This is a genomic window from Methylomonas sp. AM2-LC (genome assembly GCF_039904985.1).
Taxonomy (GTDB): domain Bacteria; phylum Pseudomonadota; class Gammaproteobacteria; order Methylococcales; family Methylomonadaceae; genus Methylomonas.
The window spans coordinates 3503693-3525889 of record NZ_CP157005.1 but is presented as its reverse complement, the minus strand read 5'-3'; the positions used below and the strand labels follow the sequence as shown (position 1 = coordinate 3525889).

23 protein-coding genes, 1 tRNA gene and 2 pseudogenes are annotated in these 22197 nt (G+C 42.2%); 20 read left to right on the top strand and 6 right to left on the bottom strand.

What is annotated here, in order from left to right:
• Nucleotides 1-209: 209 nt before the first annotated feature.
• The 4 genes and pseudogenes from ABH008_RS15800 to ABH008_RS15785 all read left to right on the top strand — a co-directional run.
• Nucleotides 210-974: an alpha/beta hydrolase gene (locus ABH008_RS15800; protein WP_347986575.1), complete on the top strand. Its 765-nt coding sequence runs from the start codon at nucleotides 210-212 to the stop codon at nucleotides 972-974.
• Between the two features lie 248 nt (nucleotides 975-1222).
• Entirely contained in the window at nucleotides 1223-1705 is a 483-nt protein-coding gene (locus tag ABH008_RS15795; protein ID WP_347986574.1) for a GNAT family N-acetyltransferase, read from the top strand.
• Nucleotides 1706-1891: 186 nt separating this feature from the next.
• Nucleotides 1892-2143, top strand: a pseudogene (locus ABH008_RS15790) (AbrB/MazE/SpoVT family DNA-binding domain-containing protein).
• A pseudogene (locus tag ABH008_RS15785) lies at nucleotides 2140-2256 on the top strand (VapC toxin family PIN domain ribonuclease); the annotation flags it as partial. The pseudogenes ABH008_RS15790 and ABH008_RS15785, both read left to right, overlap by 4 nt.
• Nucleotides 2257-2364: 108 nt before the next feature.
• Here the strand turns inward: ABH008_RS15785 and ABH008_RS15780 are convergent.
• From ABH008_RS15780 to ABH008_RS15770, 3 genes are all read right to left on the bottom strand, one after another.
• Complete coding sequence (locus tag ABH008_RS15780) at nucleotides 2365-2775, bottom strand: helix-turn-helix domain-containing protein (RefSeq protein WP_347986573.1); 411 nt, start codon at nucleotides 2773-2775, stop codon at nucleotides 2365-2367.
• 12 nt (nucleotides 2776-2787) lie between these two features.
• Nucleotides 2788-3741, bottom strand: coding sequence for an IS1595 family transposase (locus tag ABH008_RS15775; RefSeq protein WP_347985947.1), 954 nt, complete (start codon nucleotides 3739-3741; stop codon nucleotides 2788-2790).
• A gap of 70 nt (nucleotides 3742-3811) precedes the next feature.
• Entirely contained in the window at nucleotides 3812-4309 is a 498-nt protein-coding gene (locus tag ABH008_RS15770) for an AraC family ligand binding domain-containing protein (protein ID WP_347986572.1), read from the bottom strand.
• Between the two features lie 128 nt (nucleotides 4310-4437).
• Here ABH008_RS15770 and ABH008_RS15765 point away from each other — a divergent pair, with 128 nt between their 5' ends.
• Entirely contained in the window at nucleotides 4438-5310 is an 873-nt protein-coding gene (locus ABH008_RS15765; RefSeq protein WP_347986571.1) for a hypothetical protein, read from the top strand.
• Nucleotides 5311-5824: 514 nt separating this feature from the next.
• Here the strand turns inward: ABH008_RS15765 and ABH008_RS15760 are convergent.
• Complete coding sequence (locus ABH008_RS15760; RefSeq protein WP_347986570.1) at nucleotides 5825-6121, bottom strand: hypothetical protein; 297 nt, start codon at nucleotides 6119-6121, stop codon at nucleotides 5825-5827.
• 499 nt (nucleotides 6122-6620) lie between these two features.
• On the bottom strand, nucleotides 6621-7085 hold the full coding sequence (locus ABH008_RS15755; RefSeq protein ID WP_347986569.1) for a Spy/CpxP family protein refolding chaperone: 465 nt from the start codon (nucleotides 7083-7085) through the stop codon (nucleotides 6621-6623).
• 186 nt (nucleotides 7086-7271) lie between these two features.
• On the opposite strand from ABH008_RS15755, the gene ABH008_RS15750 reads away from it, so the two are divergent.
• The 3 genes from ABH008_RS15750 to ABH008_RS15740 all read left to right on the top strand — a co-directional run bounded on the left by ABH008_RS15750 (nucleotide 7272) and on the right by ABH008_RS15740 (nucleotide 9701).
• Nucleotides 7272-7958: a response regulator transcription factor gene (locus ABH008_RS15750; protein ID WP_347986568.1), complete on the top strand. Its 687-nt coding sequence runs from the start codon at nucleotides 7272-7274 to the stop codon at nucleotides 7956-7958.
• A 3-nt stretch (nucleotides 7959-7961) separates the two neighbouring features.
• Nucleotides 7962-9440, top strand: a complete 1479-nt coding sequence (locus tag ABH008_RS15745; RefSeq protein ID WP_347986567.1) for an ATP-binding protein — start codon at nucleotides 7962-7964, stop codon at nucleotides 9438-9440.
• 185 nt (nucleotides 9441-9625) lie between these two features.
• A tRNA-Val gene (locus tag ABH008_RS15740) sits at nucleotides 9626-9701 on the top strand.
• Nucleotides 9702-9785: 84 nt separating this feature from the next.
• On the opposite strand, the gene ABH008_RS15735 is transcribed toward ABH008_RS15740, so the two are convergent.
• Nucleotides 9786-11366: a methyl-accepting chemotaxis protein gene (locus ABH008_RS15735; protein ID WP_347986566.1), complete on the bottom strand. Its 1581-nt coding sequence runs from the start codon at nucleotides 11364-11366 to the stop codon at nucleotides 9786-9788.
• 777 nt (nucleotides 11367-12143) lie between these two features.
• Between ABH008_RS15735 and ABH008_RS15730 the strand changes: the two genes are divergently transcribed.
• The 12 genes from ABH008_RS15730 to ABH008_RS15675 all read left to right on the top strand — a co-directional run bounded on the left by ABH008_RS15730 (nucleotide 12144) and on the right by ABH008_RS15675 (nucleotide 22197).
• On the top strand, nucleotides 12144-12350 hold the full coding sequence (locus tag ABH008_RS15730; protein ID WP_347986565.1) for a hypothetical protein: 207 nt from the start codon (nucleotides 12144-12146) through the stop codon (nucleotides 12348-12350).
• Nucleotides 12351-12358: 8 nt separating this feature from the next.
• The gene (locus ABH008_RS15725; RefSeq protein WP_347986564.1) at nucleotides 12359-13780 is read left to right on the top strand and encodes a patatin-like phospholipase family protein; all 1422 of its coding nucleotides are present in this window, start codon (nucleotides 12359-12361) and stop codon (nucleotides 13778-13780) included.
• A gap of 266 nt (nucleotides 13781-14046) precedes the next feature.
• Entirely contained in the window at nucleotides 14047-15399 is a 1353-nt protein-coding gene (locus ABH008_RS15720) for a S41 family peptidase (protein ID WP_347986563.1), read from the top strand.
• A gap of 60 nt (nucleotides 15400-15459) precedes the next feature.
• Nucleotides 15460-16008: a hypothetical protein gene (locus ABH008_RS15715; protein WP_347986562.1), complete on the top strand. Its 549-nt coding sequence runs from the start codon at nucleotides 15460-15462 to the stop codon at nucleotides 16006-16008.
• 350 nt (nucleotides 16009-16358) lie between these two features.
• Nucleotides 16359-17816, top strand: coding sequence for a F0F1 ATP synthase subunit beta (atpD, locus tag ABH008_RS15710; protein WP_347986561.1), 1458 nt, complete (start codon nucleotides 16359-16361; stop codon nucleotides 17814-17816).
• 2 nt (nucleotides 17817-17818) lie between these two features.
• Nucleotides 17819-18208, top strand: coding sequence for a F0F1 ATP synthase subunit epsilon (locus tag ABH008_RS15705; RefSeq protein ID WP_347986560.1), 390 nt, complete (start codon nucleotides 17819-17821; stop codon nucleotides 18206-18208).
• A complete protein-coding gene (locus ABH008_RS15700) occupies nucleotides 18201-18551 on the top strand; it encodes an AtpZ/AtpI family protein (protein WP_347986559.1) in 351 nt (116 codons plus the stop codon). The genes ABH008_RS15705 and ABH008_RS15700 overlap by 8 nt, the downstream gene beginning before the upstream one ends.
• Nucleotides 18541-18855 (top strand): ATP synthase subunit I, encoded by a 315-nt coding sequence (locus ABH008_RS15695; RefSeq protein WP_347986558.1) that lies wholly within the window; start codon nucleotides 18541-18543, stop codon nucleotides 18853-18855. The genes ABH008_RS15700 and ABH008_RS15695 overlap by 11 nt, the downstream gene beginning before the upstream one ends.
• The gene (locus ABH008_RS15690) at nucleotides 18845-19540 is read left to right on the top strand and encodes a F0F1 ATP synthase subunit A (protein WP_347986557.1); all 696 of its coding nucleotides are present in this window, start codon (nucleotides 18845-18847) and stop codon (nucleotides 19538-19540) included. The genes ABH008_RS15695 and ABH008_RS15690 overlap by 11 nt, the downstream gene beginning before the upstream one ends.
• Before the next feature lie 31 nt (nucleotides 19541-19571).
• Nucleotides 19572-19853, top strand: coding sequence for a F0F1 ATP synthase subunit C (locus tag ABH008_RS15685; protein ID WP_347986556.1), 282 nt, complete (start codon nucleotides 19572-19574; stop codon nucleotides 19851-19853).
• Between the two features lie 3 nt (nucleotides 19854-19856).
• A complete protein-coding gene (locus tag ABH008_RS15680) occupies nucleotides 19857-20648 on the top strand; it encodes a F0F1 ATP synthase subunit B (RefSeq protein ID WP_347986555.1) in 792 nt (263 codons plus the stop codon).
• Nucleotides 20641-22197, top strand: coding sequence for an alternate F1F0 ATPase, F1 subunit alpha (locus ABH008_RS15675; RefSeq protein ID WP_347986554.1), 1557 nt, complete (start codon nucleotides 20641-20643; stop codon nucleotides 22195-22197). Before ABH008_RS15680 ends, ABH008_RS15675 begins: the two co-directional genes overlap by 8 nt.

Here is a 22197-nt window from a genome sequence, read left to right as displayed (position 1 = left end):
AAAAGTAGGGTAACATAGCCACCTAACACGATTAATGGGCTGCATACATAAAACAGCATAAGGTAGGTTAGATGCGCAATGGCTAATCTTTATGTCATATCCTCGCATCGTAACCCACCGTGGGCGTAACAAATCTGCTGACTAGTATTAACCTTTGGGTGTACCAGAGTTAAGCCAAATCGTTACCTTAATATTATTGAGTATTGCCAATGCCATCCTTAGTGATTAAATTTTTAGCCGTTGCCATTTTAATTTATCTGGGTCTTTGCGTTGGTTTGTATGCCGGGCAACGTGCCTTACTTTACCACCCAACCCCAAGCAAGGGCGCAGACGTCGCCGACGCAAAACTAAAATTAGCCGTAGAGGGTGCAGAATTGGCCATTACTGCCAGTCTGCAAACGGGTGATAATGCCTTAATTTATTTTGGCGGCAACATGGAAGATGTATCATGGAGCTTGCCGATGTTTAGCAAAATGTTTCCAGGCTACGCCATTTACCTGCCGCACTATCGCGGCTATAGTGATAGCACCGGACAACCTTCCGAACTAGCCCTGCACAATGACGCACTAGTGTTGTTCGATAAAATACATGCCCGTCACAAACACGTTTTTGTCGTCGGGCGCAGCTTGGGTACTGGCGTAGCGGTACGTTTAGCCAGTCAACGCCCGGTAGAACGTTTGGTACTGGTTACGCCATATGACAGTATCGAAAAAGTAGCCGAGGGTATTTATCCACTATTCCCCATAAGCTGGTTGCTAATCGATAAGTACGAATCCTGGCAATACGCCCCCAAAATAACCGCCCCTACCTTATTGGTTGCAGCAGAACAAGATCAGGTAATTCCTTTAGCCAATACCGAAAATCTTTATAAAAGCTTTTCCAAGGATGTAGCTACGCTTAAAGTGATTCCGGGTAGGAATCATAATGATATTATGGAGGATGTTGGGTATTTGGAGTGGTTGAAAATCCAATAAGTTTGCATTAATAGCTTAATAAAATGTATTAATGTTGAAACTGACCCCGTCAGACACACGTGGAAAGCACCACCGACTTTAACTCTAATTTCTTGCACACACTCCAATAACTGTCATTGGCTTTCAGTCAGACTCATATGGGCGTATCAAAATGGTACAATTGCGATACCCGACCAAGAGTCGTTATCGAAGATAACAACTAGGGTGCAACTCCATCCACAATTACCAACTTAGCCAACAGCATATCTATGCTCATTCGTCCTTACATAGCGGGAGAAGAGGAAGAACTTCGTCGGGTTTTTCTTTCGTCCGTCCACCAGTGTGCTATTAGGTACTATAGATCCGACCAAATTCATGCTTGGGCACCAGATACTTACGACTTTGAGGATTGGTACAATCGAATTTCCATGCTGAATCCATTTGTGGCTGTCATTGACGGACAGATAGTTGGCTATGCCGATGTTCAAGGTTCTGGATACATCGATCATTTCTACGTTGCAGGCCCATTTTCAGGCAAAGGTGTTGGTACCGCACTAATGCGCCGCATACATGAAGCTGCGTTATCACAGAACGTCTCAAGATTGTATGCTGATGTCAGTCTTTCAGCGGAAGCATTTTTTGTAATCAATGGCTTCACTGTCGAAAATAGAAAGACGGTTATTGTTCGAGGAGTCGAATTGCAAAATACTCGCATGAGCAAAATCCTGTTTGCCAAGCCTCAACTCCTGTAGGATTGCTTTGGCGACCTCTGAATTCCAGTTTTGGCAGTACGCTAAAGGATATAAGAAAAAAAGGGTCAGGTTAGAATAGCACTTGCTTAAGAGTAAGAGTTTTTTATATCAATAACTTAAACATATTATCGAGACATATATGGATTGAGCGTAGGCTGGGTTGAACAAAGTGAAACCCAGCATTATCTGTCGCCAAGCTGGGTTTCACTGCGAGGTCAAGTGACATTTAGAAAAGAGGTGTAGCAGCACCTTGGTATTAAGGTAGGTGATAAAATTGAGCTAGATTTACTACCTGATGGTCGGGGGCTACTCAAAGCAGCCCGCTCATCCGGTACGATTGATGGTTTTGTAGGGCTACTAGCAGGACGAACAGAGAAAGTGGCCACTCTTGAAGAAATCAACGAGGCGACCGCGCAAGCTTGGGCAGGTAAAGAATGAAGGTTGTAGTTGATACCAATATCCTGGTTCGTGCTGTCGTGCAAGATGACCTAGCGCAAGCAAATGCAGCCACCAAGCTTTTAAAAGATGCCGAATTGATCGCAGTTGCGCTTATTATAGCGCAAGGGCTATCAGCGTCCCTTTTGTGATTAAACAATAAAAACTGGTCGGGTAAGATTTAAAATTACCCCGCTCGAAATCAGGTTTTGGTTGTTTGCTACTTAACGCTCTAAATTGCGATTCCTAAATTCTCCTGGTACGCAACCCACTTCACGGCGAAAAAATTTCACAAAATTGGTTGCCTCTTCAAAACCCAAGCTTTCGGCAATTAGCGACACGGGTAGACGGGTATGGAACAAAAGCCGTTTGGCTTCCAAAGCGATGCGCTGAGAGAGATAGGCTTTAGCATTCATTTCGGCAATTTCCATTGTGGTGCGACTAAGGGTCTTTTCAGAGCAACCAATGAACTTGGCGTAGTCGGATACCCTGTGCCATTTGTGAAGCTGTTGCGTGATGGCAGATCGGTAGCGTTTGAAGCGCTGTAGGGTCACTGGATCAGTAATTGTTGATGAAGGATTATCCGATTGATAAAGATAGAGACGAATCAGTAACGCATATAACTGATGACGCAAAATGGCACTTGATTAGCAAGATACCTCAGCTGAACGAAGCCAAGCAGCAGGACGGGGCCCTACAGATGCAGCCGCCACCAGAAGTCTTATCGGGAGCGTATCGAGTTGGAATCGTCGATTAAAACGAAACTCAAAAGCCGCCAAGTAGCGAGAAGCATATTTGGCGAAGTTGAATGAATGATAAGAACCGCCCAAACTGGTTTTGAGATTACCAAGGATGGTGTTAATCCACTGAAACACAGGTAGATCTTTGGGTTTACGACCAGCTGTAACGATGACATCATGCTGACAACCGGCTTCTGTCACCCCGGCAAAACAGGCGAGGCCATCAGAAAGTACTGTACAATCTGAGACCAAATTTTCTTTGGCCCACTGAGCAATCGCTTTGAGTGTAAATCCACTCACTGGCGTTAATTTGAGATACCTGGGGTGTCCATTCTCATCCAGTGATAGTGCCGCCACAAAGGGTACCTTGTTTTCAGAACCCCGTCCGGCCTTGCCACCGCTAAGCTCACCGCCTAGATAGGCATCGTCAATCTGGATTTGGCCGCTCAGCGGATATCTTGTTTCACGTTCGGACATGGCTTCCATCAACTTATGCTGCATAAGCCATGCTGTGTGGTAACTGACCCCGAGATATCGCTTTAGCGCGAGCGCAGACAAGCCTGTCTTCGCTTGACTGATCAGATAGATCGCCAGAAACCAGGTCGTTAGCGGAAGCTTGGTGCTCTGGAACAGCGTACCGGCTATGAGTGATGTTTGGTGTCGGCAAGTCGTGCACTGAAACATTTTGAGCGTTCCTATCTGGAATTCACAACAATTTGTGTCTTCGCAGCAAGGGCATACAAAGCCGTCAGGCCAGCGCGATTTCTCCAGAACGGTTTCACATTGGGCTTCGGTGCCGTAGTGTTTTAGAAACTCAGGCATAGACATACCGGGTTGAAACTGGATGCGATTGATTGACATGGTGCACCTCTTAGATGGGCTGTGCTCAGTCTACTCGCTTTGCGGAGGCTCGGCTGAGGTATCTTGCTAATCAAGAAATGGCATGTATCACATTCCGCCCCACCAAACGTTGTGTATCTGCATACATGCTGTTGATTGTATCCAGAATCCATTTTTGCTGGCGTTCATCAAGTGCCAATCCACTCGGTAAATCTTCCAAATATTGAAAAATTTCCTGTTCATCAGCAGATGTGGGTGTTTTTTTGGGCTGTTGAAATTCTGGGCGATAAAGTAATATCCAACCTTGCCAGTCAGTCGTCATATCAAAACGATGTACTTGTCCCGGCTGTAAAATTAATAAGCTACCCGGTACACAATCAATCCACTCGAAATCCACCATGTGTCGACATTGTCCATCGCTGATAAAAATCAACATGTAAAAGGCGATACGTTCTGTTAGTTGTAGTCTTTTCGCGCTCACTCTCTGTCTCAATACCGAGACGGGAAAAATCTCCAGATCTAAATCATAGCCGGCTTGCGGCATATAGTTGATTTTCTGAATGGCGTTCTTTTCTGGTAGTTTAGTCATGTCAATTACTATGTCCGTTTTATATCATTATATGTCTTATAACTATCTTGTTATATGCATAATTAAAGCAGAAAATTACCTCCGTAATGATCGGTTACCCATTTAATAATCAAGAAGGAGATATAACTATGACTATGCTTAACTCTCGGTGTATTACCCAGGCCGCAATAATTTTCAGTGCAGTTTTAATTCCCTTGACAGCAAATTCTGTTGAGCATACTCAGGAGAAAACCATGATCAGCCCGTACAAACAAAAAGTCGTCAGTTTGCTAAAAAGTATTGAGTCCGGGGATTCAAAACCGCTAGCTTTCATCAATCCCAATCAGTATATTCAGCATAATTTATCCGTAAGCGATGGCTTAGATGGCTTTACCAGCGCATTAAAACAATTGCCAAAAGGATCAACCAAAGTCGATACGCTACGTGTTTTTAAGGACGGCGAATTCGTCTTTACGCATACTAACTACGAGTTTTTTGGCCCAAAAGTTGGGTTCGATATCTTTCGGTTTGAAAATGGCATGATTGTAGAACATTGGGATAATTTGCAAGAAAAACCCACAAATGCCAATCCTAGCGGACACAACATGTTGGATGGTTCGACAGAGCTTACTGACTTGGATAAAACCGAAGCAAATAAAAACCTAGTGCGTCACTTCGTTGACGACATTCTAATTCATGGTCGTATGAATGTGTTGGCAAGTTATTTTGAGGGTGATCATTATATACAGCATAATCCATTGATTGCAGACGACTTGTCTGGGCTGGGCGCAGCCTTACAAGCTATGTCAAAACAAGGTATTACAATGAAATACAATCGCATTCACCAAATACTGGGAGAAGGAAATTTCGTTTTGGCGGTCAGCGAGGGTGATTTAGCTGGTCGGCACAGTGCATTCTACGATTTGTTCCGCGTGGAAAATAGCAAGATTGCTGAGCACTGGGATACGATTGAAAGCATTCCATTAACGACACTGCATAAGCATGCAAACGGTAAATTCTGAATCTTAGCCAATAAGCGTTCTATGATCGTTAAATAACCATGTGTCGCGCTTGTCTTGATCAGTAAAAAATGGGCCGATTACTTTTTAAAAGTAACCGGACCCATTTTACACTTTTTTTCGATTTACTTTGAGGTGTTTTTCGTAATTTGCTGATGACTTTGTACTAAACGTCGTTATTTCAGCAATTATTTAGGTTCATATTCACTGGTAATCGCTTTTTCGTGATTCGACAAAGCTTCTTGACTTACACACGCAAATGCGCCAAGGTTTCAATTGGTTGCATTCGCATTTACACGGGGTTTGCCAGCACTATTTGTTCTATTCGTTATTCTTTTAATCGCACAACTAATATTTAGAAGAAAAAACTGATGGTGTATGGCTTTGTCTATTAAGGTATTTCAGGTTAGAAAGCAATACAAATCCGTAGCCGTCATGTGGTCAAAAACTGCAAAACCAATGCCGTAGAATAAAAATGAACAGCATTGATGTTTTTAATTTCCTATCACACTCATAGTCAAACAAAAGTATCTATACCACTCGTATTAGACGTTTTTGAATTATTACTACTGGTAACCGAATTCTGATTAGTTTCAGATTGCGTTTGTGCAGCTTGTTGTTTTTGCATTTGTAAAAGTAGTATTTGTGCTTCTAACAATTGCACTTTAGTTTCTTTAGTTTTGGTGTCATCTTTGCTTTTTTGCTCAGCTGAAATTTCCTGCTCAAGTGCTTTAATTTTTTGATCAATGGAACTTGATGAACCAGAAATTACACTGCTACTGGTTGAGCTTTGGGCGCTGCTAATAGATGTCATAAAACATTACCTTTCGTTGAGCCAACATAAATAGGAAAAATTAACAATCTGGCCTTTTTTCAACTTAAAAAAGCATTATAAAGTTAGGTTTTTATAGGATGCCGACGCTAGAAGGCGCCTCAATCGAAACAGATGCGCTTCACTTTGTTTAGCGCATTCTATAGCTAATTCATTTTAAAATTTTAAAACTTTCTGAATAGACGCAAAGCATTTTTATGTGCTAGGCCAAGTTATTCTAGCACCCTATACTATTGGAAAATTACCCAAAAAGAGAGAGCTGGAAATGTAAAGTTAAGTAAAAGTTTTAATTTAACTATTTAGATTTTGCGTAGCGTGTTAATTGTCATTTAGAGTGGGTGAGAAATAATGCTAACCATTTTCCGCCGTTCGTTCGGCGTCCACTCCTAGAATAAAAGGCGGAAAATTGGATGACATAAATAGTTGGTGTGTAGAATACATTAATGTATCGGCAATCCTTTGCCAATGCCCTCGTCATTAATTACTGACCGCGTCCAAATCCACCGTCATTTTGCGCTAAATTCTTCTGTACTTTCTGCTGTTGTTCCGCAGTCAATAGTTTGTAAATCGAATTATCCAGAGTGGCTTTTTGCAGTATCATTTCCTTATGCGCACTTGCAGCTTTCTCTAGCAATACTTGCATATTTTTATCGTTAAAATCATTAGAGAAACTTAAGCGGTGTAAATCAATGGCCACTTTTTTGTCCTCTTCCCGTTTTGAATCGAAGTTGGTGCGATTGTTTTGAAACAGATTTTTAATGTCTGTTTTTTGTTGGGTAGATAAGTCGATGCCTTGCAAAAATCCGGGCAAATGCTCTTTGTCTCCGCCGTCAGGTCCGTGATGATTTGGCCGAAAGTCACCAAAAGGTGGCTCCCCTTGTATGGGAGGTTCAGCCAATGCCAAACCTGGTGCTAACAAGGTTAATATTAATAATGTTTTACGCATAAATAATCTCCAATTTGAACAATGAAACATAACGAAACCTGTTTGATTCCGGTGATTAAATTATGCGCTGCGTAAATGTAAAGTGCTGTTATTGAAATGTAAACTTAGGTAAAACTTGGCTTTAGCCTCTGGTTGTCGGTTCTAGATGGCGGTATCATGCCTTATCTATATAATAAGGTACTGACCGTGACAAAAATTTTAATGATTGATGATGACGTAGAATTGGTTGAGTTATTCAAAGATTATTTACAGCAAGAAGGTTTCCAAGTCGATTTTAGCCACTTAGGCCAAGTCGGTCTGCAATTAGCCTTATCCGGCAATTACGAATTGGTCATGCTGGATATTATGCTGCCGGATATGAAAGGCACTGAAGTGTTAAATAAAATACGTCAGCACAGCCATATCCCCGTGCTGATGTTTACCGCCAAAGGCGATGATGTAGACAAGATTATTGGTCTTGAATCTGGTGCAGACGATTATGTTCCGAAACCTTGCACACCCAGAGAGCTGGTTGCGCGTATCCGTGCCATCATCAAACGTACAGGTACACTAAGTAGCACTACCATAGAGCGGTTGGTGATAGCCGGTCCGCTGAAAATCTGGAGCGAAAAACGCAAAGCCGCCTGGTTTGACAAAGATATAGAATTAACCAGTACAGAATTTAATTTGCTGGAAACCTTGGCTCAAAATGTTGGAAGCGTTGTCACTAAACAGGAATTGTCTGAAAAAAGTTTGGGACGTCCTTTGGCACGTTACGACAGAAGCATTGATGTACACATGAGCAGTATTCGGCAGAAATTAGGCCAGCAAGCTGATGGCCGCTCTTACATACAAACCGTGCGTGGACAGGGCTATCAATTGGTTAAAGAGTAAAGTATGGGTAGATTATTCTGGAAGTTTTTTCTGGCATTCTGGTTGGCTTTATTATTGGCTGGTATCGGCGTTGGCACCACTGTTTGGTTAAGGCATCAGGTTGAAGCTGGCAACGATGCAACAGGTGGTACACATCACCCAGAGATAGACATTATACATGCTGCTGCCATGTTGCAAGTTGCGGAACAAGCTCATCAATATGGTGGTATTTTAGAGTTACGCAGATTTTTAGATAAATTGCGTGCCTCGCATGTTCCGCCTGTCTATGCGGTAGACGATGAAGATCACGAGATTCTGGAACGAAATTTAGCAGCAGAAACTCTGCAACAGGCTCGCAGTTTGTATTTAGAGGGTAATAATCCCGATGCTTTTCGTATACTTTCTGCTTCTGATGGTCATCGTTATCTATTGTTTGTACCAATGCCTAATCACGATAGGCCTAATTCTGGACAGATGGGTCATGATTTGCCAGGGCCTGAAATGCCCGGTCCTGGAATGTTCGATCATGATATGCCCGATCATCCTCCGCAAAATGATTTTAACAGGGATGCCCACCAAAAGTTTGCCCACCGACCACCCGGACCACCATCACCACTGCTGCCCATTTTATCAGGCATTGTTGCTAGTTTAGTATTCAGCTTTGCTCTGGCTTGGTATTTTGCCAAGCCCATTCGCCAGCTACGCCTTGCCATTGCCAGTCTTGCTGCAGGTAATCTAAAGGTGCGCGTTGCCGATGCTATGGGTAAGCGCCGCGACGAACTGTCTGCTCTCGGTCACGATTTTGATCGGATGGCAGAAAAAATATATAGCTTGCTCAATGCTCAACAGCGCTTGTTGCATGACGTTTCTCATGAATTGCGTTCACCACTCGCTCGGATACAGGCTGCAATTGGATTGGTGCAACAACAACCCGATAAATTGCAAACCAGTTTGGTACGTATCGAACGTGAAGCACAGCGTATCAGCGATCTAGTGGGCGAATTATTGGTTTTGTCGCGTTTGGAAGCGGGAATTTCGGGTGGAGATAAGCAAGAGTTCGATTTAGGCGCGCTGTTGGATGATATTGTCGCCGATGTACGTTTCGAAGCGGAGCTGCGTCAAGTGCATATTTGTGCTGAAGGAACAGAGGAAATAATGGTGACTGCTTGGGGCGAGTTATTGCATCGAGCCATCGAAAATGTGTTACGCAATGCCGTGCAACACTGTAAAGCAGGCGGCGAAGTCTGCTTAAAGTCCAATTTCGATAGTAAAAGCCGATGTTGGCGACTGCTTATTGAGGATCAAGGATCTGGCGTTCCCGAACAGGATTTAACAGAAATTTTTCAGCCATTTTATCGTAGTCACTCATCTAAAAAACCAGATGGCATAGGCTTAGGATTGGCCATTGCCCAACAAGCCTTATTAGTTCATGAAGGAAAAATAAAGGCAACTAATCGTCCCGAAGGGGGATTGCAGGTGGCTATGGAAATTGTATTTGCTTAGATAACTTAATTTTAGACACGGGTCAGTATTTATTCCGTCAGCTTGGATTGCCGTAGAATCCTGACTGATTATAAAGACAATTAGTATGGCTATTTTTTGTCTTAATAGAAGTTTTTTTACACATCAATTGACAATTACCCGTTGCATATTAAATTTGTATTGTTTAAAATAGTCGGCTGCAAATCGGGTGCTTAGCTCAGCTGGGAGAGCATCGCCCTTACAAGGCGAGGGTCGGGGGTTCGAACCCCTCAGCACCCACCAGATTTTGCAGAAACATTTTATGGTTTGGCTGGAAATTCAAATCTGCTTTTTTTCAGCGTCAGAATGACCAATTAACTGCCTGCCTCAATTAAGATTAAATTTAGCCATCTCATTGTTCAATTCTGTTGCTAGCTTATTTAAACGGGCTGCTGACAACGAGACATGAGAAACAGCTGCACAGTTTTTTTCAGTAATTTGCGATATGTATCCTACATTTTTAGCAATTTCATTACCTGCAATGCGCTGTTCCTTTAGTGCGGAAGAAATATAGTTAATGGAGTTCATCACGTTTTGTGTGTTCTCATCAATTTGTTGCATGGAGTGAACGGCTAATTCCGCTTGTTTTACCCCTACGATTACTCGTTCATTACCTTGTTGCATAACGCTAGATGCTTTATCAGTATTTTGCTGAATACCCGAAATCATAGTGGTGATTTCCAAAGCCGATTTTGAGGTCCGTTCTGCCAAATTACGCACTTCATCAGCAACCACAGAAAAGCCACGCCCAGACTCCCCCGCTCGTGCAGCTTCGATTGCAGCATTTAATGCCAATAAATTGGTTTGATCTGCCACATTTTTGATAACTTCAACAATGCTGCTAATTTCATGAGCTTGTTGACCTAAGGTGTGCATTTTTTCTACCGCATTATTGACTGCTTGTTCAATTCTTTGAATTTCTGCGACTGCATTTTTAACATCAGAACCACCTTGACGTGAAAGTTCACCGTAGTGTTCCGCGTCATGTTCAGCTTCAGAAGCGTGATTGGATACACTGTCGATACTCACGGTAAATTCTTCAACTGTAGCTGCTACAGAGGCGGTTGCATTACTTTGTTGGTTTGAACTGATTAATACTTGTTGCGCATCAATGGCTAGTTCGTTTGCCGCAACTGAAAGTTGATTAGCATCATTTCTAACTGTTTCTACAATCCGTGCAAATTCGCTGATAAATTCATTAACACCACTACTAATTTCACTTAATTCATCTTTCGTGTGGGTGGGTAGTCTTTGTTTTAGGTCACCATTTTTTAAGGGCAAAAGTTTTTGTTGAATACCCAGCAAACCATTCCGCAACGATCTGGAAAGATTTAAAACAACCCATAAATTGGCTAAAGTGACAAAAATTAATAATAAGGAAATACCCCAGTAAATCTTGGTAGATATCTGCTTGGCTTGCTCTATGGCTTGGCTTGCCTCTTGCCGACGTACGCTAATAAATTGATCTAATTTTACCTGAAATGGTTTAAATTCCTGATTATATAAAGGTATCAGCTTTTGATTAGCACTAACAGGGTCAGTCACCGCTAGTGTTATTAACACTTGAGAGTGTTGATCATACAGTGTCCATAACGCTAAAATTTGTTTTAACTCCTCTTTAACTTCAGTTCTTTTGATAAGTTTCAGGACAGAATCAGAATGCTGGTTAATACTTTGTTCTGCTTCAGTGAATACAGTTTTTGTTTCCGCTGAAGTTGGATCTAACATTATCGTTGAAACTGCGCTTGCTTTAATTTCAAGTAAATCAATCACATAAGTGTTTCTACGATTGACAGTCTCATTTGCGTCTGATATTAAATGTAATCCTATTGCAGTAATACTGGCAACCAAGCATAAACCTACCAAGGTTACTATGCTAAGTAATTTAAGTTTTGCCTTAAAATTCATTTCACTATCCTATTTGTTTCAAATATTGAGTTTATTTGTATCTAGTATCAAAGTTAATAGTTTTTTATTAAGTTATTGAAGTAATATGGGTTTTGGCTTTTTAAAGCATAATGTTTTCTAGAAGAGTTTGCTGTGCCGGAACAGAGCTGTGCAGTATTTCTTGACGACTTTTCACTTTGACTTTAAGCCTGTTTGATCTGTATTTAAGATGAAGTAAACATTTCAGTGGTTTCTAAGGTAGTCGCGCTTTTGGTACGAACTAAGCGCGTATTACGCCAAATCACTACAAATCACTTTATCTGGTTTTTCTTTACTAACTGTGTAAAAGATCTTGTTTGTCCAACAGATTTAGTGTTCTGCTTACTCGCCTTTTCATCGGGTTAACAGCGAAATTAGGCTGTTGAACCAAGGTAATAGTCAATTACCACATGAATTTCAGTTTATAGTATAGATAACATTGCATTATTTACAACGTTAGAACATTCATCTATTGATTTAAGCTGACATTAAAAGTAGCTAAATACAGTTTTCAGCTCAACTGATTACTTGTGGTAGGGGATGAGCACCAATTTGGTAAGGTAGACTGAAAATGGCACATCTCGGTTGCTATCAATTGTCGATTCTAGGTTAAAACATAATTATATTTGGAAAATTACCCTTAATTCTTTTAAGTTTCCTGTATTCGTGTCTGCTAGTACTAGTACTAATATTTTATTGACTATGGTTACTATTTTTAATAGATTTGTCTCAATTCATCAAATTTACAGAGCAGAAATTATGGAATTTGTAATTGTTAGCTTTAAAGAAGACAGAACAGTGCTGGCTGATGGTGAAGAATTAGGCCAAACCAACGAAACCTTAAATATTGGGGCTGGGCATCACATATTTTCGCTGTCTAATCCACAGAATTATCAACCACTTTCTGTGACTGTAAACATTCAAGGAACGACATCTCTAGCGCCATTCATTGTCAAATTTCAGTAGGTTAAGCCATGCGCACAATAGTAAATTTTTGGTTTTTTTTGTTCGTATGCCTATTATCAGGTTGTGCCAGTTATCCACCCACATCGACAGTTGCTGCTTACAATCTCAGCAAGGGGTATCGCTACAAACTTATTAATGATACGCAAAACAGCGATAGTCTGTTTGTTATCCTTACTTTTTCTGGGGGTGGTACCCGAGCCGCCGCTTTGTCCTATGGTGTTTTAGAAAAATTGCGAAATACCCCCATAGTATGGGAAGGCAGACAAACAAATCTTTTAAATGAAGTGGATATCATTTCATCTGTTTCGGGAGGTAGTTTTACGGCAGGCTATTACGCAGCTTTTGGTGATGCCATATTTAAAGAAAAAAATGAGCCTGGATTTCTCAAAGACTTTCTCTATCGGGATATTGAGGGCGAATTAGTTACAAAACTATTTTATCCCAGCAACTGGTTCCGTCTGGCATCTCCAGATTATAGCCGTATCGATTTAGCAGCAGACTTATACGATACGGAAATATTTCAGCGGCGTAGTTATGCCGATTTGGCTAAACAAAACAAAAAACCCTTTTTGATGATCAATGCCACGGATATGACTCAAGGAGCTCGCTTTACTTTTCAGCAATCGCAATTTGATCCAATGTGCGATGATTTAGATGCTTTTCCGTTAGCACGTGCCGTTGCAGCTTCATCCAATTTCCCTGTCGCTTTTCCACCCATGACGTTGGATAATCATGCGGGTACTTGTAATTACAAGCCACCCGGCTGGATTGCTCAAGCAGAGCATGATTTGCTGAATAATCTTAGTCGCTATAAAAATGCTGAGGTATTCAAAACTTATCAAGATAGTAACAAAAGACCCTATATCCATTTGTTAGATGGCGGTATTGCCGATAATATTGGTTTAAGAGGCCCGCTTCAGGCCCTTATTACTAATGATACTGAAATAAACCTGTTTCAAAAAGTCAACAATGGGGCTATCAAAAAACTATTGGTAATCTCTGTTGATGCTAAAAATCAACCTGATTTAGATTATGATTTATCGCAGACACCACCCAGTGTCATTGATGTATTATCCGTGGTCGCCAACGTACCTATGGATAACTTTTCTTTTGAAACCACACAATCGCTTCGAAACGCTTTTGATACCTGGAGTAAGGAGAAAATTAGTTATTCAGCTTGCCAAAATCAAATCCAGTTGCATTGTCCAAATGCAAAGCTGTCAACTCCAGCGCCTAGTATTCCTGAACTCGATTTTATCTACATTGGTTTTGATCTTCTAGCCAACCCCGCAGAGCACAAAGAGTTTGAAATGATTCCAACCACGTTTTCTCTCCCAGCATCACAGATAGATGCACTAAGAGGGATTGCAGGGCGTTTGCTAGGTGAATCTGCCGTTTACCAAAAATATGCAGAGTCTTTGTCGAAATAATATCCAGATTCATCTAAATATTTTAGTTTACTTGTTTTTAATGCTAAATACTCAAACACTAACTTATAATAGTGGCTTTCCATCTGTTAGTGTTACTGTATCGCTCAATTCAAAACGTTCTAGCGATAGAGTCGCTAGTAATTTTTTGTAGGCAGCGTATCCACGTATTTTTTATAAATTAATGCCTACTTCTTTTAACTTTGATAAAACTTAAATTGCGTTTAACCACACCAGCAGCGATTGTAATTTCGCGATTCAGAGATTGTTTGCAAGTTAGTATTTTTATCTTACTGACGACTGCAACGCTTTCCTGTAGCACGATATCGGGCTCCAAAGCGGTTCGTTACGAAAATAACTACAATATTAACCAGCCAAAATACGACGAAGTTAAAAACTTAGTTACTAGTATTCATTCAACATTCATTAAACCATTAGATATACGCTTACTGACCAAAGCTGCTCTAAAAGGTATGTCGGACATAAACTTACCTGTCAAAGTTGACATCTCGAATTATGCGGGTGATTCGTTAACAGACTTAAGAGATGCCTTTTATTATTTATGTGATAATAATCCACAACATATAATGGAAATTCAAGTTGGGGCGATACAGGGCATTGTCAATTTTTTTTATCCCCAAATAAAACTGTTAAACACAAACTCCAACCCGCTTATCACGGCAGGAATTGGCGTCGTCATACAGATGATGCGTGATGAGTTTATTGTTTCTTCAATACTAAAAGATTCTCCAGCACAAAAGTATGGCCTGCTAAGAGGCGATCGATTACTTAAAATTGATAATCGAGATCTGCAAGGATTTAAACTTGAAACAGTCGTGGATCTATTGCAAGGTGTTGTAGATTCACCGGTAAATTTAACCATTGAACGGGATGGCATACAGAAACAGGTTTTGATAACCCGCGTAGTTTTAAATTACCCGGCTGTAGAAGCTAGCCTTAAGCCTAATGGTAACGGCTATGTTCGCATAGCCAAGTTTGATTCATCGACAAAAACTTTGCTTGAACAGCAACTTTCAGAGTTAACTCATAGTAATAATGGTCCTTTAAACGGTTTAATTATCGATATCCGTGATAATGGTGGTGGTGAATTACGCTCGGTCATCAATGTTGCAGACCAATTTTTGGATAATGGTTTAATCGTAGAAATACGCGGTAGATTATCTACGCAAACTATGCGCTTCATGGCATCTATCAATAACTCAGATGTGCCAGCCAATCTAAAGTTGGTTGTATTGGTCAATGGTCAGACTGGCGAAGGTGCAGAAATATTTGCAGCAGCTCTTCGAGATCAACATCGAGCTACCTTGATTGGCACAACAACACAAGGGTTGAATATGATTTCAACGGTATTGCCCTATATAGATGGTGTTGCAGTTAATCTGGTGACGGCAGTGGCTATTCGTTCAAATGGTAATACCCTGAGTCACTTTGGAATAGTGCCGGATATTTGCATAAATGATACGAAACCAATCATGCTTAATACTCAACAATATCAAACACCTGATGAAATATGGAATGCATGTCCAAGTGAAACTAAACTTTTTAGCATGACGAATGATGTAGTATGGCAAACTGCTATACAAAAATTACTTGAGAAGTAATAAGAAAAATATACATTGTCTACGCGTAAACAGTCCGGTATTCGATAGAAAATAACTTACATGATGTATCAATATTTAATTTTTGTTTCTGTTTTATTACTGATGGGATGCACTACCAAAGCCTACTTTGGTCCTGAAGTACCCATAGAGCAATTGGCGACAATTAATGTGGATTGGTTCCAGACAAGATGGAGTGATGAAATTAAGGTTGCTGACGAAGATATGCATTTTTTCAAAACAGTGGAGGTATTGCCCGGAAAGGTCAGAGTAAGTTCAAAAAGTGACCAGATATTTTATCAGCAACAAATTGGTTATAGCCGATGCAGTGTGACTAAGTCTGAGCATAAAGATGCCAAAGGAAAAGAATATATTGATGAACATAAAATTTGCAATACACCTTATCTAGTTGATGCCAATCACAAATTATGTCAAATCAATTTCAGCGTTGTAGCAGGGCAACATTACGATGCCTATACTCAAAACGGTTACCTGTACCTACTCAATTCAAATAACCTGCAGATTGAAAATTCAATATGCAAAGATTATCAAACTTCCCAAATACAAGAAAATACCACTTCCGACTACATTAGTTATCCAGAGCATAAATAAGTAGGGTTTAGCGTGATAGTTAAAGTGGTATAAAACGAAAAAATGGGCTTTATTGCTTCGTTAAGTATTAGAAAAATATTTTGCTAATATAACGTCGAAAAACAGTTTATTTTCAATAGACTAATTATTTGTACATGGTTTTGTAACTACTCATCTAATTTTCTAAATCCGACAAATTACCGACAATCTTGATTTTTATGCCGGATACTGAACAACTGAGGGTATGATTACCTAGTTTGATAGGTTTAATTTTTATTATTTTTCAATAGCTTAAGGTGTTTAACGGATTTGCCGTCAGTTTAAATTAATCCACAATTAGTGTGGATTACAATTATCGTTATAATGCTGTTATGACTAAAATAGCCCAGCAACAGCCTAAGCATTCCTCTGTCGTCAATATCGGCAAAGTCGTGTCTGTGCGTGGTAGTGTCATCGATGTGTATTTTGATGAATGTTTGCCGCCCATTTACTCACTGTTACGCGCGGGGGAAGGCGGGAGTATAGTTATTGAAGTGTTGGCGCAGCTTAATGCACGCCATGTTAGAGGGATTGCGCTGACTCCAACACAAGGTTTAGCTCGGGGCATGCCAGTGGAAGATAGCGGCGGGCCTTTACTTGCTCCGGTGGGAAAGGGTATTTTGTCACGCATGTTCGATGTGTTTGGCAAGCCTATCGACCGTTTACCGGCTCCTCAGGACGTGCAATGGCGTTCGGTACACAATCCGCCTCCACCGTTGGCTAGGCGATCCACTCATTCAGAGATTTTTGAAACCGGTATTAAGCTGATTGATGTATTGATGCCCTTGGAGCGTGGCGGAAAAGCTGGCTTGTTTGGCGGGGCAGGTGTCGGCAAAACAGTTTTGCTTACTGAAATGATACACAACATGGTTGGCAAACAGAAAGGTGTCAGTATATTTTGTGGTATCGGTGAGCGATGCCGCGAAGGCGAGGAACTGTATCGAGATATGCTGAATGCTGGGGTTTTGGCCGATATGGTCATGGTGTTTGGGCAAATGAATGAGCCACCGGGAGCACGATTTCGAGTGGGCCATGCGGCCTTAACTATGGCCGAGTATTTTCGTGACGACGAGCATCGCGATGTGTTATTACTGATCGATAATATTTTTCGGTTTATCCAGGCTGGTATGGAAATATCTGGTTTGATGGGGCAAATGCCATCACGTTTAGGCTATCAGCCTACTATGGGTACCGAGTTATCCAGTCTGGAGGAGCGTATCGCCAATACCGATACCGGCGCGATAACTTCCATACAAGCTGTTTATGTACCTGCGGACGATCTGACTGATCCCTCTGCCGTACATACTTTTTCGCATCTTTCCGGTTCTATCGTGCTATCGCGTAAACGCGCAAGTGAAGGCTTGTATCCGGCCATAGATCCCTTACAATCGCGCTCCAAGATGGCAACGCCTGGCATACTGGGTGAGCGGCATTATCGGCTCGGTCAGGAAATACGCCGTACCTTGGCGCAATATGCAGACCTCAAAGATATTATTGCTATGTTGGGATTAGAGCAGTTGTCAGTAGAAGATCGTAATGTGGTAGCAAGGGCCCGTCGCCTTGAACGTTTTTTGACGCAGCCATTTTTTACTACTGAGCAGTTTACCGGTATGCAGGGCAAACTGGTTAGTCTTGAAGATGCGCTATATGGCTGTGAGTGTATTCTGGGTGATGAATTTAAAGATTACCCGGAAAGTGCGCTTTATATGATAGGTAGCGTAGCCGAAGCCCGATTGAAATCGAAGTCCAAGCTATTTGTAACAACGCCTAAAACGCATGCGGGGGGATAAGCGTGAATCTTAAGGTGTTAATGCCATCTCATGTATTTGCAGAAAAGTCTGAAGTACTGCGCATAGTGTTTGATACGCATGAGGGTTGTTTTGGCATTTTACCGCAGCGGCGCGACTGCGTAGCGGCTTTGTCACCCGGAATTTTATGTTACCAAACAGTTGCGGAGGGAGATGTGTATCTGGCTGTCGATGAAGGTGTATTGGTTAAAACTGGTCAGGATGTCCGTGTGTCCGTGCGTCGAGCTGTCGGCGGTTGCGATCTTTCGCAATTGCGACATCTGGTGGATGCGGAGTTTTTGACACTTGATGAGCAAGAACGCAATATACGTGCTATTAATGCAAAACTGGAAGCGGGCTTTTTGCGGCGCTTTGCCTCTTTTCAGCATGAATAACCCAAAAACACCTAAAATACTAAAGAAGACCGTCAGTCTCGGCGAAAAGGTTGGTTGCAAAGCACAGCGCAAGATTAAGGCCCAGCGGCATAATACCCCTGGGGTGTGGTTTGGTTTGGGCATGATGGGATTGATCGGTTGGTCAGTGGTGATACCCACTTTACTAGGAGCCGGGTTGGGATTGTGGTTGGATAGGCATTATAGCGGCCGACATTCCTGGACTTTGGCTTTGCTGATGGCTGGATTGGTGCTGGGTTGTTTTAATGCCTGGCAGTGGATTGCAAAAGAACATCAAGCCATACAAACCGAAGAGCAGGACAAAGGTGATGAAAATGATGATTGATCCGTTAATCGGGCTTTTGGTGTGGATGCTGGGCGTGCTTTTGGGGGCCTTATTTTTCGGAGGCCTGTGGTGGACGATTCGTAAGAGTCTTGCCAGTCAGTATCCTGCTGTATGGTTTATTGGCAGTTTATTACTAAGGATGAGCGTTACGCTATTTGGTTTTTATTGGATAGCTGACGGAGATTGGCTGCGCCTGTTGATTTGTTTGTCAGGCTTTGTCATGGCGCGTTTGCTTATCAATCGCTTGGTTGGTTCTGCTAAATCTCTGCTCAATACTACTAAAGAGGTAGGTCATGCACCTTAGTCCCGATCAGATAATTTTTTGGCAATACGGATTTTTAAAGCTCAATGCCACTATTGTATTTACCTGGTTGTTAATGTTGGTACTGGTGGTTGGCTCCAGATTAGTGACACGCCATTTATCGACTGATTTACAACGTTCTCGCTGGCAAAATTGTTTGGAGATTGTGGTGTTGGCTATCCTTAAGCAAATTGAAGAAGTCGGTCTTAGCAACGCCAGACAGTTTGTTGGTTTTTTGGGAACACTTTTTTTATTCATTGCGCTGGCTAATTTTTGCACAATTTTTCCTGGTTACGAACCACCGACCGGATCGCTTTCCACTACTGCCGCTTTGGCATTGTGCGTGTTTGTGGCGGCACCGTTAGCTGGGATTGAATATCAAGGTTTGCGCGGTTATCTTAAGTCTTATCTTGAGCCAACTTTTATTATGCTACCTTTCAATATTATCAGCGAGATTTCCAGAACATTAGCACTGGCGGTGCGTTTGTTTGGCAATATTATGAGCGGCTCTATGATAGTGGCTATTCTGTTGACAATCACGCCGTTTTTGTTTCCTATTGTCATGAGTCTGCTAGGTTTACTAACCGGCATGGTACAGGCGTATATATTCAGCATACTGGCGGCGGTGTATTTGGCTGCTGCCATGCAGAGCAATCCACACGAACCGCCTAAAAAAATGGCTAGTTGAAATGAAAAACCCGCAATCTTAAGGAGCTTTTATGGATAGTACGACTATTATCGCCATGGTATCGATTATCACTGCAGGTATCACGACCTGTCTTGGTGTTTTGGGGCCAGCATTGGGAGAAGGCCGCGCGGTTGCGGCCGCTCTGACTTCGTTAGCACAACAACCCGATGCTTCCGCTACCATTACCCGAACCTTATTTGTGGGATTGGCCATGATTGAGTCAACAGCCATATACAGTTTTGTTGTGTCCATGATTTTGATTTTTGCTAATCCATTCTGGAATCACTTCATTGATTTGGCAGCCGGAAAATAAATAATGTTAATTGATTGGTTTACCGTTATTGCGCAGGCGATCAATTTTTTAATTTTAGTTTGGTTGCTGAAGCGCTATCTCTATCAGCCCATACTGCACGCAATTGACGAGCGTGAGCGGCACATTGCTGCAACCATTTCAGATACTCAAGAAGCACAAGCGGCGGCGCAGCTGCAATGTGATGAGTTTCAGAAAAAAAATGCCACGTTTGATAAGGAGCGTGCTGGATTATTGAATCAGGCACAATTGGATGCGCAACAAGAACGGCAACGCTTATTGACAGAGGCCAGAACTTCAGCTGATGAGTTTGCAGCCAAACGCATGGCTTCGCTAAATAATGAAGCTTTACAATTAAATCAAGCCCTCATGCGCAAAACGGAGCATGCAGTGTTTAGCATCGCTCGAAAAACATTGCAGGATCTTGCCACTATCAGTCTGGAACAACAAATGGTAGAAGTGTTTACCAGTCGATTACATAGCTTGGACGAAACCAGCAAAGCCTTATTGGCTGCAGCGATTAAAACAGCTTCAGAGCCCGGATTATTGCGCAGTACTTTAGACTTGCCTACCGAACAACGCAACCGTATACAGCAGGTTATCAACGAAAATTTTGCCGCAGAGATTCCATTACATTTTGAAACGGCAACCGATTTGGTCAGCGGCGTGGAATTCAGCATCAATGGTCAAAAACTGGCGTGGAGTATTGCCGATTATTTGCGAATACTGGAGCAAAGTATTGATGAACTAATCAAGCAACCGGGATTATCTGCAATCCATGCAGAAACAGATGAATAGCCGATTCGACAGCTTTGACAGTGCCTTCAACGTCGTATTCGATGCCATTAATCAGCAGTGTGAAGCCGTTACGCCACCGTTAAAAATTCGTGAAGTGGGGCGAATTATCAGTGTTGCCACTGGAATTGCTAAAGTTTCTGGTTTGCCCAGCATTGGTTTCGAGGAATTATTGATTTTTCCCAATGGAGTGTACGGGATAGCCTTTAATGTGGATGCGGATGAAATCGGTGTGGTACTGCTTGGTGAATACTGGCATTTGCGGGCTGGCGATGAAGTTCAGCGTACTGGGCGTGTGATGGATGTAGCGGTGGGCGAAGGGCTATTGGGCAGAGTTATCGATCCGCTGGGTAGGCCACTGGATAGCAAAGGGGCGTTGGTTTCGAGCCAGCGTCTACCGATAGAACGCCCGGTGGTACCGATTATGAATCGGGCACCTGTTAGTGAGCCATTACAGACTGGACTGAAAGTCATTGATTCAATGATTCCTATTGGTCGTGGTCAGCGCGAATTGATTATGGGGGATCGGCAAACGGGCAAAACCGCAATTGCGATTGATACAATCCTAAACCAGAAAGATCAGAATGTGCTGTGTGTATATTGCGCGATTGGACAGCGTGCTGCTTCTGTGGCAAAAACAGTTTCTATTCTTGCAGAGAAAGGCGCACTAGCCTACACGGTGATAGTCGTTACCGAGGGCAACGATCCGCCCGGTCTGGCTTATATAGCCCCTTACGCAGCCACCAGCATAGCCGAACATTTTATGGAAATAGGGCGGGATGTGCTGATTGTGTATGATGATCTGACCCAGCATGCAAGATCTTATCGTGAGCTATCTTTGTTGCTACGCCGTCCACCTGGTCGGGAAGCGTTTCCCGGCGATATTTTTTATATCCACTCACGTTTATTGGAAAGAGCGACGCAATTACGTGATGAAGATGGAGGTGGCTCTCTCACTGCTTTGCCTATTATTGAGATCGAAGCTCAAAATATGTCCGCTTATATCCCAACCAACCTAATTTCTATAACCGATGGTCAGATTTATTTGTCGCCCTCTTTATTCGAATTGGGGGTGTTGCCTGCGGTTGATGTCGGAAAATCTGTGTCCAGGGTAGGTGGTAAGGCACAACGTGGCACTTATCGAGCAGTTGCTGGCGATCTCAAATTGGCTTATGCACAGTTCGAGGAACTTGAAGCTTTTGCCCGTTTTGGTGCGCGCTTGGATGACGATACGCGTAAAGTGATTGCTCATGGCCAGCGCATTCGCGCTTGTCTAAAGCAACTGGAGTGCTCGCCAGTAGCGGTACCCGAACAAATTGTCATTCTATTGGCATTGACGGCGGGATTATTCGACCCAGTGTCAATAGAGCAGATGAATGCCGCTGAATTTGCAGTGCAGCAGGCAGTAGCCAAAATACCTTTAGCCGTCCGTACCCGATTTGAAACTGCTGATCGATTGAGTGATGAAGATCGACAGGTGATATTAGACCTTGCTCACCAAACGCTGGAGAGTTTTTTGTCTAAAGCGCCAAGTAGTGTAGGGCAGAGCTGA

Excerpts from the sequence above, each read along its gene's own strand:
- ABH008_RS15800 (WP_347986575.1), top strand. The coding sequence starts at position 210 with ATGCCATCCTTAGTGATTAAATTTTTAGCCGTTGCCATTTTAATTTAT.
- ABH008_RS15795 (WP_347986574.1), top strand. The coding sequence starts at position 1,223 with ATGCTCATTCGTCCTTACATAGCGGGAGAAGAGGAAGAACTTCGTCGG.
- ABH008_RS15775 (WP_347985947.1), bottom strand. The coding sequence starts at position 3,741 with ATGTCAATCAATCGCATCCAGTTTCAACCCGGTATGTCTATGCCTGAG.
- ABH008_RS15770 (WP_347986572.1), bottom strand. The coding sequence starts at position 4,309 with ATGACTAAACTACCAGAAAAGAACGCCATTCAGAAAATCAACTATATG.
- ABH008_RS15765 (WP_347986571.1), top strand. The coding sequence starts at position 4,438 with ATGACTATGCTTAACTCTCGGTGTATTACCCAGGCCGCAATAATTTTC.
- ABH008_RS15760 (WP_347986570.1), bottom strand. The coding sequence starts at position 6,121 with ATGACATCTATTAGCAGCGCCCAAAGCTCAACCAGTAGCAGTGTAATT.
- ABH008_RS15755 (WP_347986569.1), bottom strand. The coding sequence starts at position 7,085 with ATGCGTAAAACATTATTAATATTAACCTTGTTAGCACCAGGTTTGGCA.
- ABH008_RS15745 (WP_347986567.1), top strand. The coding sequence starts at position 7,962 with ATGGGTAGATTATTCTGGAAGTTTTTTCTGGCATTCTGGTTGGCTTTA.
- ABH008_RS15735 (WP_347986566.1), bottom strand. The coding sequence starts at position 11,366 with ATGAATTTTAAGGCAAAACTTAAATTACTTAGCATAGTAACCTTGGTA.
- ABH008_RS15730 (WP_347986565.1), top strand. The coding sequence starts at position 12,144 with ATGGAATTTGTAATTGTTAGCTTTAAAGAAGACAGAACAGTGCTGGCT.
- ABH008_RS15725 (WP_347986564.1), top strand. The coding sequence starts at position 12,359 with ATGCGCACAATAGTAAATTTTTGGTTTTTTTTGTTCGTATGCCTATTA.
- ABH008_RS15715 (WP_347986562.1), top strand. The coding sequence starts at position 15,460 with ATGATGTATCAATATTTAATTTTTGTTTCTGTTTTATTACTGATGGGA.
- atpD (WP_347986561.1), top strand. The coding sequence starts at position 16,359 with ATGACTAAAATAGCCCAGCAACAGCCTAAGCATTCCTCTGTCGTCAAT.
- ABH008_RS15700 (WP_347986559.1), top strand. The coding sequence starts at position 18,201 with ATGAATAACCCAAAAACACCTAAAATACTAAAGAAGACCGTCAGTCTC.
- ABH008_RS15695 (WP_347986558.1), top strand. The coding sequence starts at position 18,541 with ATGATGATTGATCCGTTAATCGGGCTTTTGGTGTGGATGCTGGGCGTG.
- ABH008_RS15690 (WP_347986557.1), top strand. The coding sequence starts at position 18,845 with ATGCACCTTAGTCCCGATCAGATAATTTTTTGGCAATACGGATTTTTA.
- ABH008_RS15685 (WP_347986556.1), top strand. The coding sequence starts at position 19,572 with ATGGATAGTACGACTATTATCGCCATGGTATCGATTATCACTGCAGGT.
- ABH008_RS15680 (WP_347986555.1), top strand. The coding sequence starts at position 19,857 with ATGTTAATTGATTGGTTTACCGTTATTGCGCAGGCGATCAATTTTTTA.
- ABH008_RS15675 (WP_347986554.1), top strand. The coding sequence starts at position 20,641 with ATGAATAGCCGATTCGACAGCTTTGACAGTGCCTTCAACGTCGTATTC.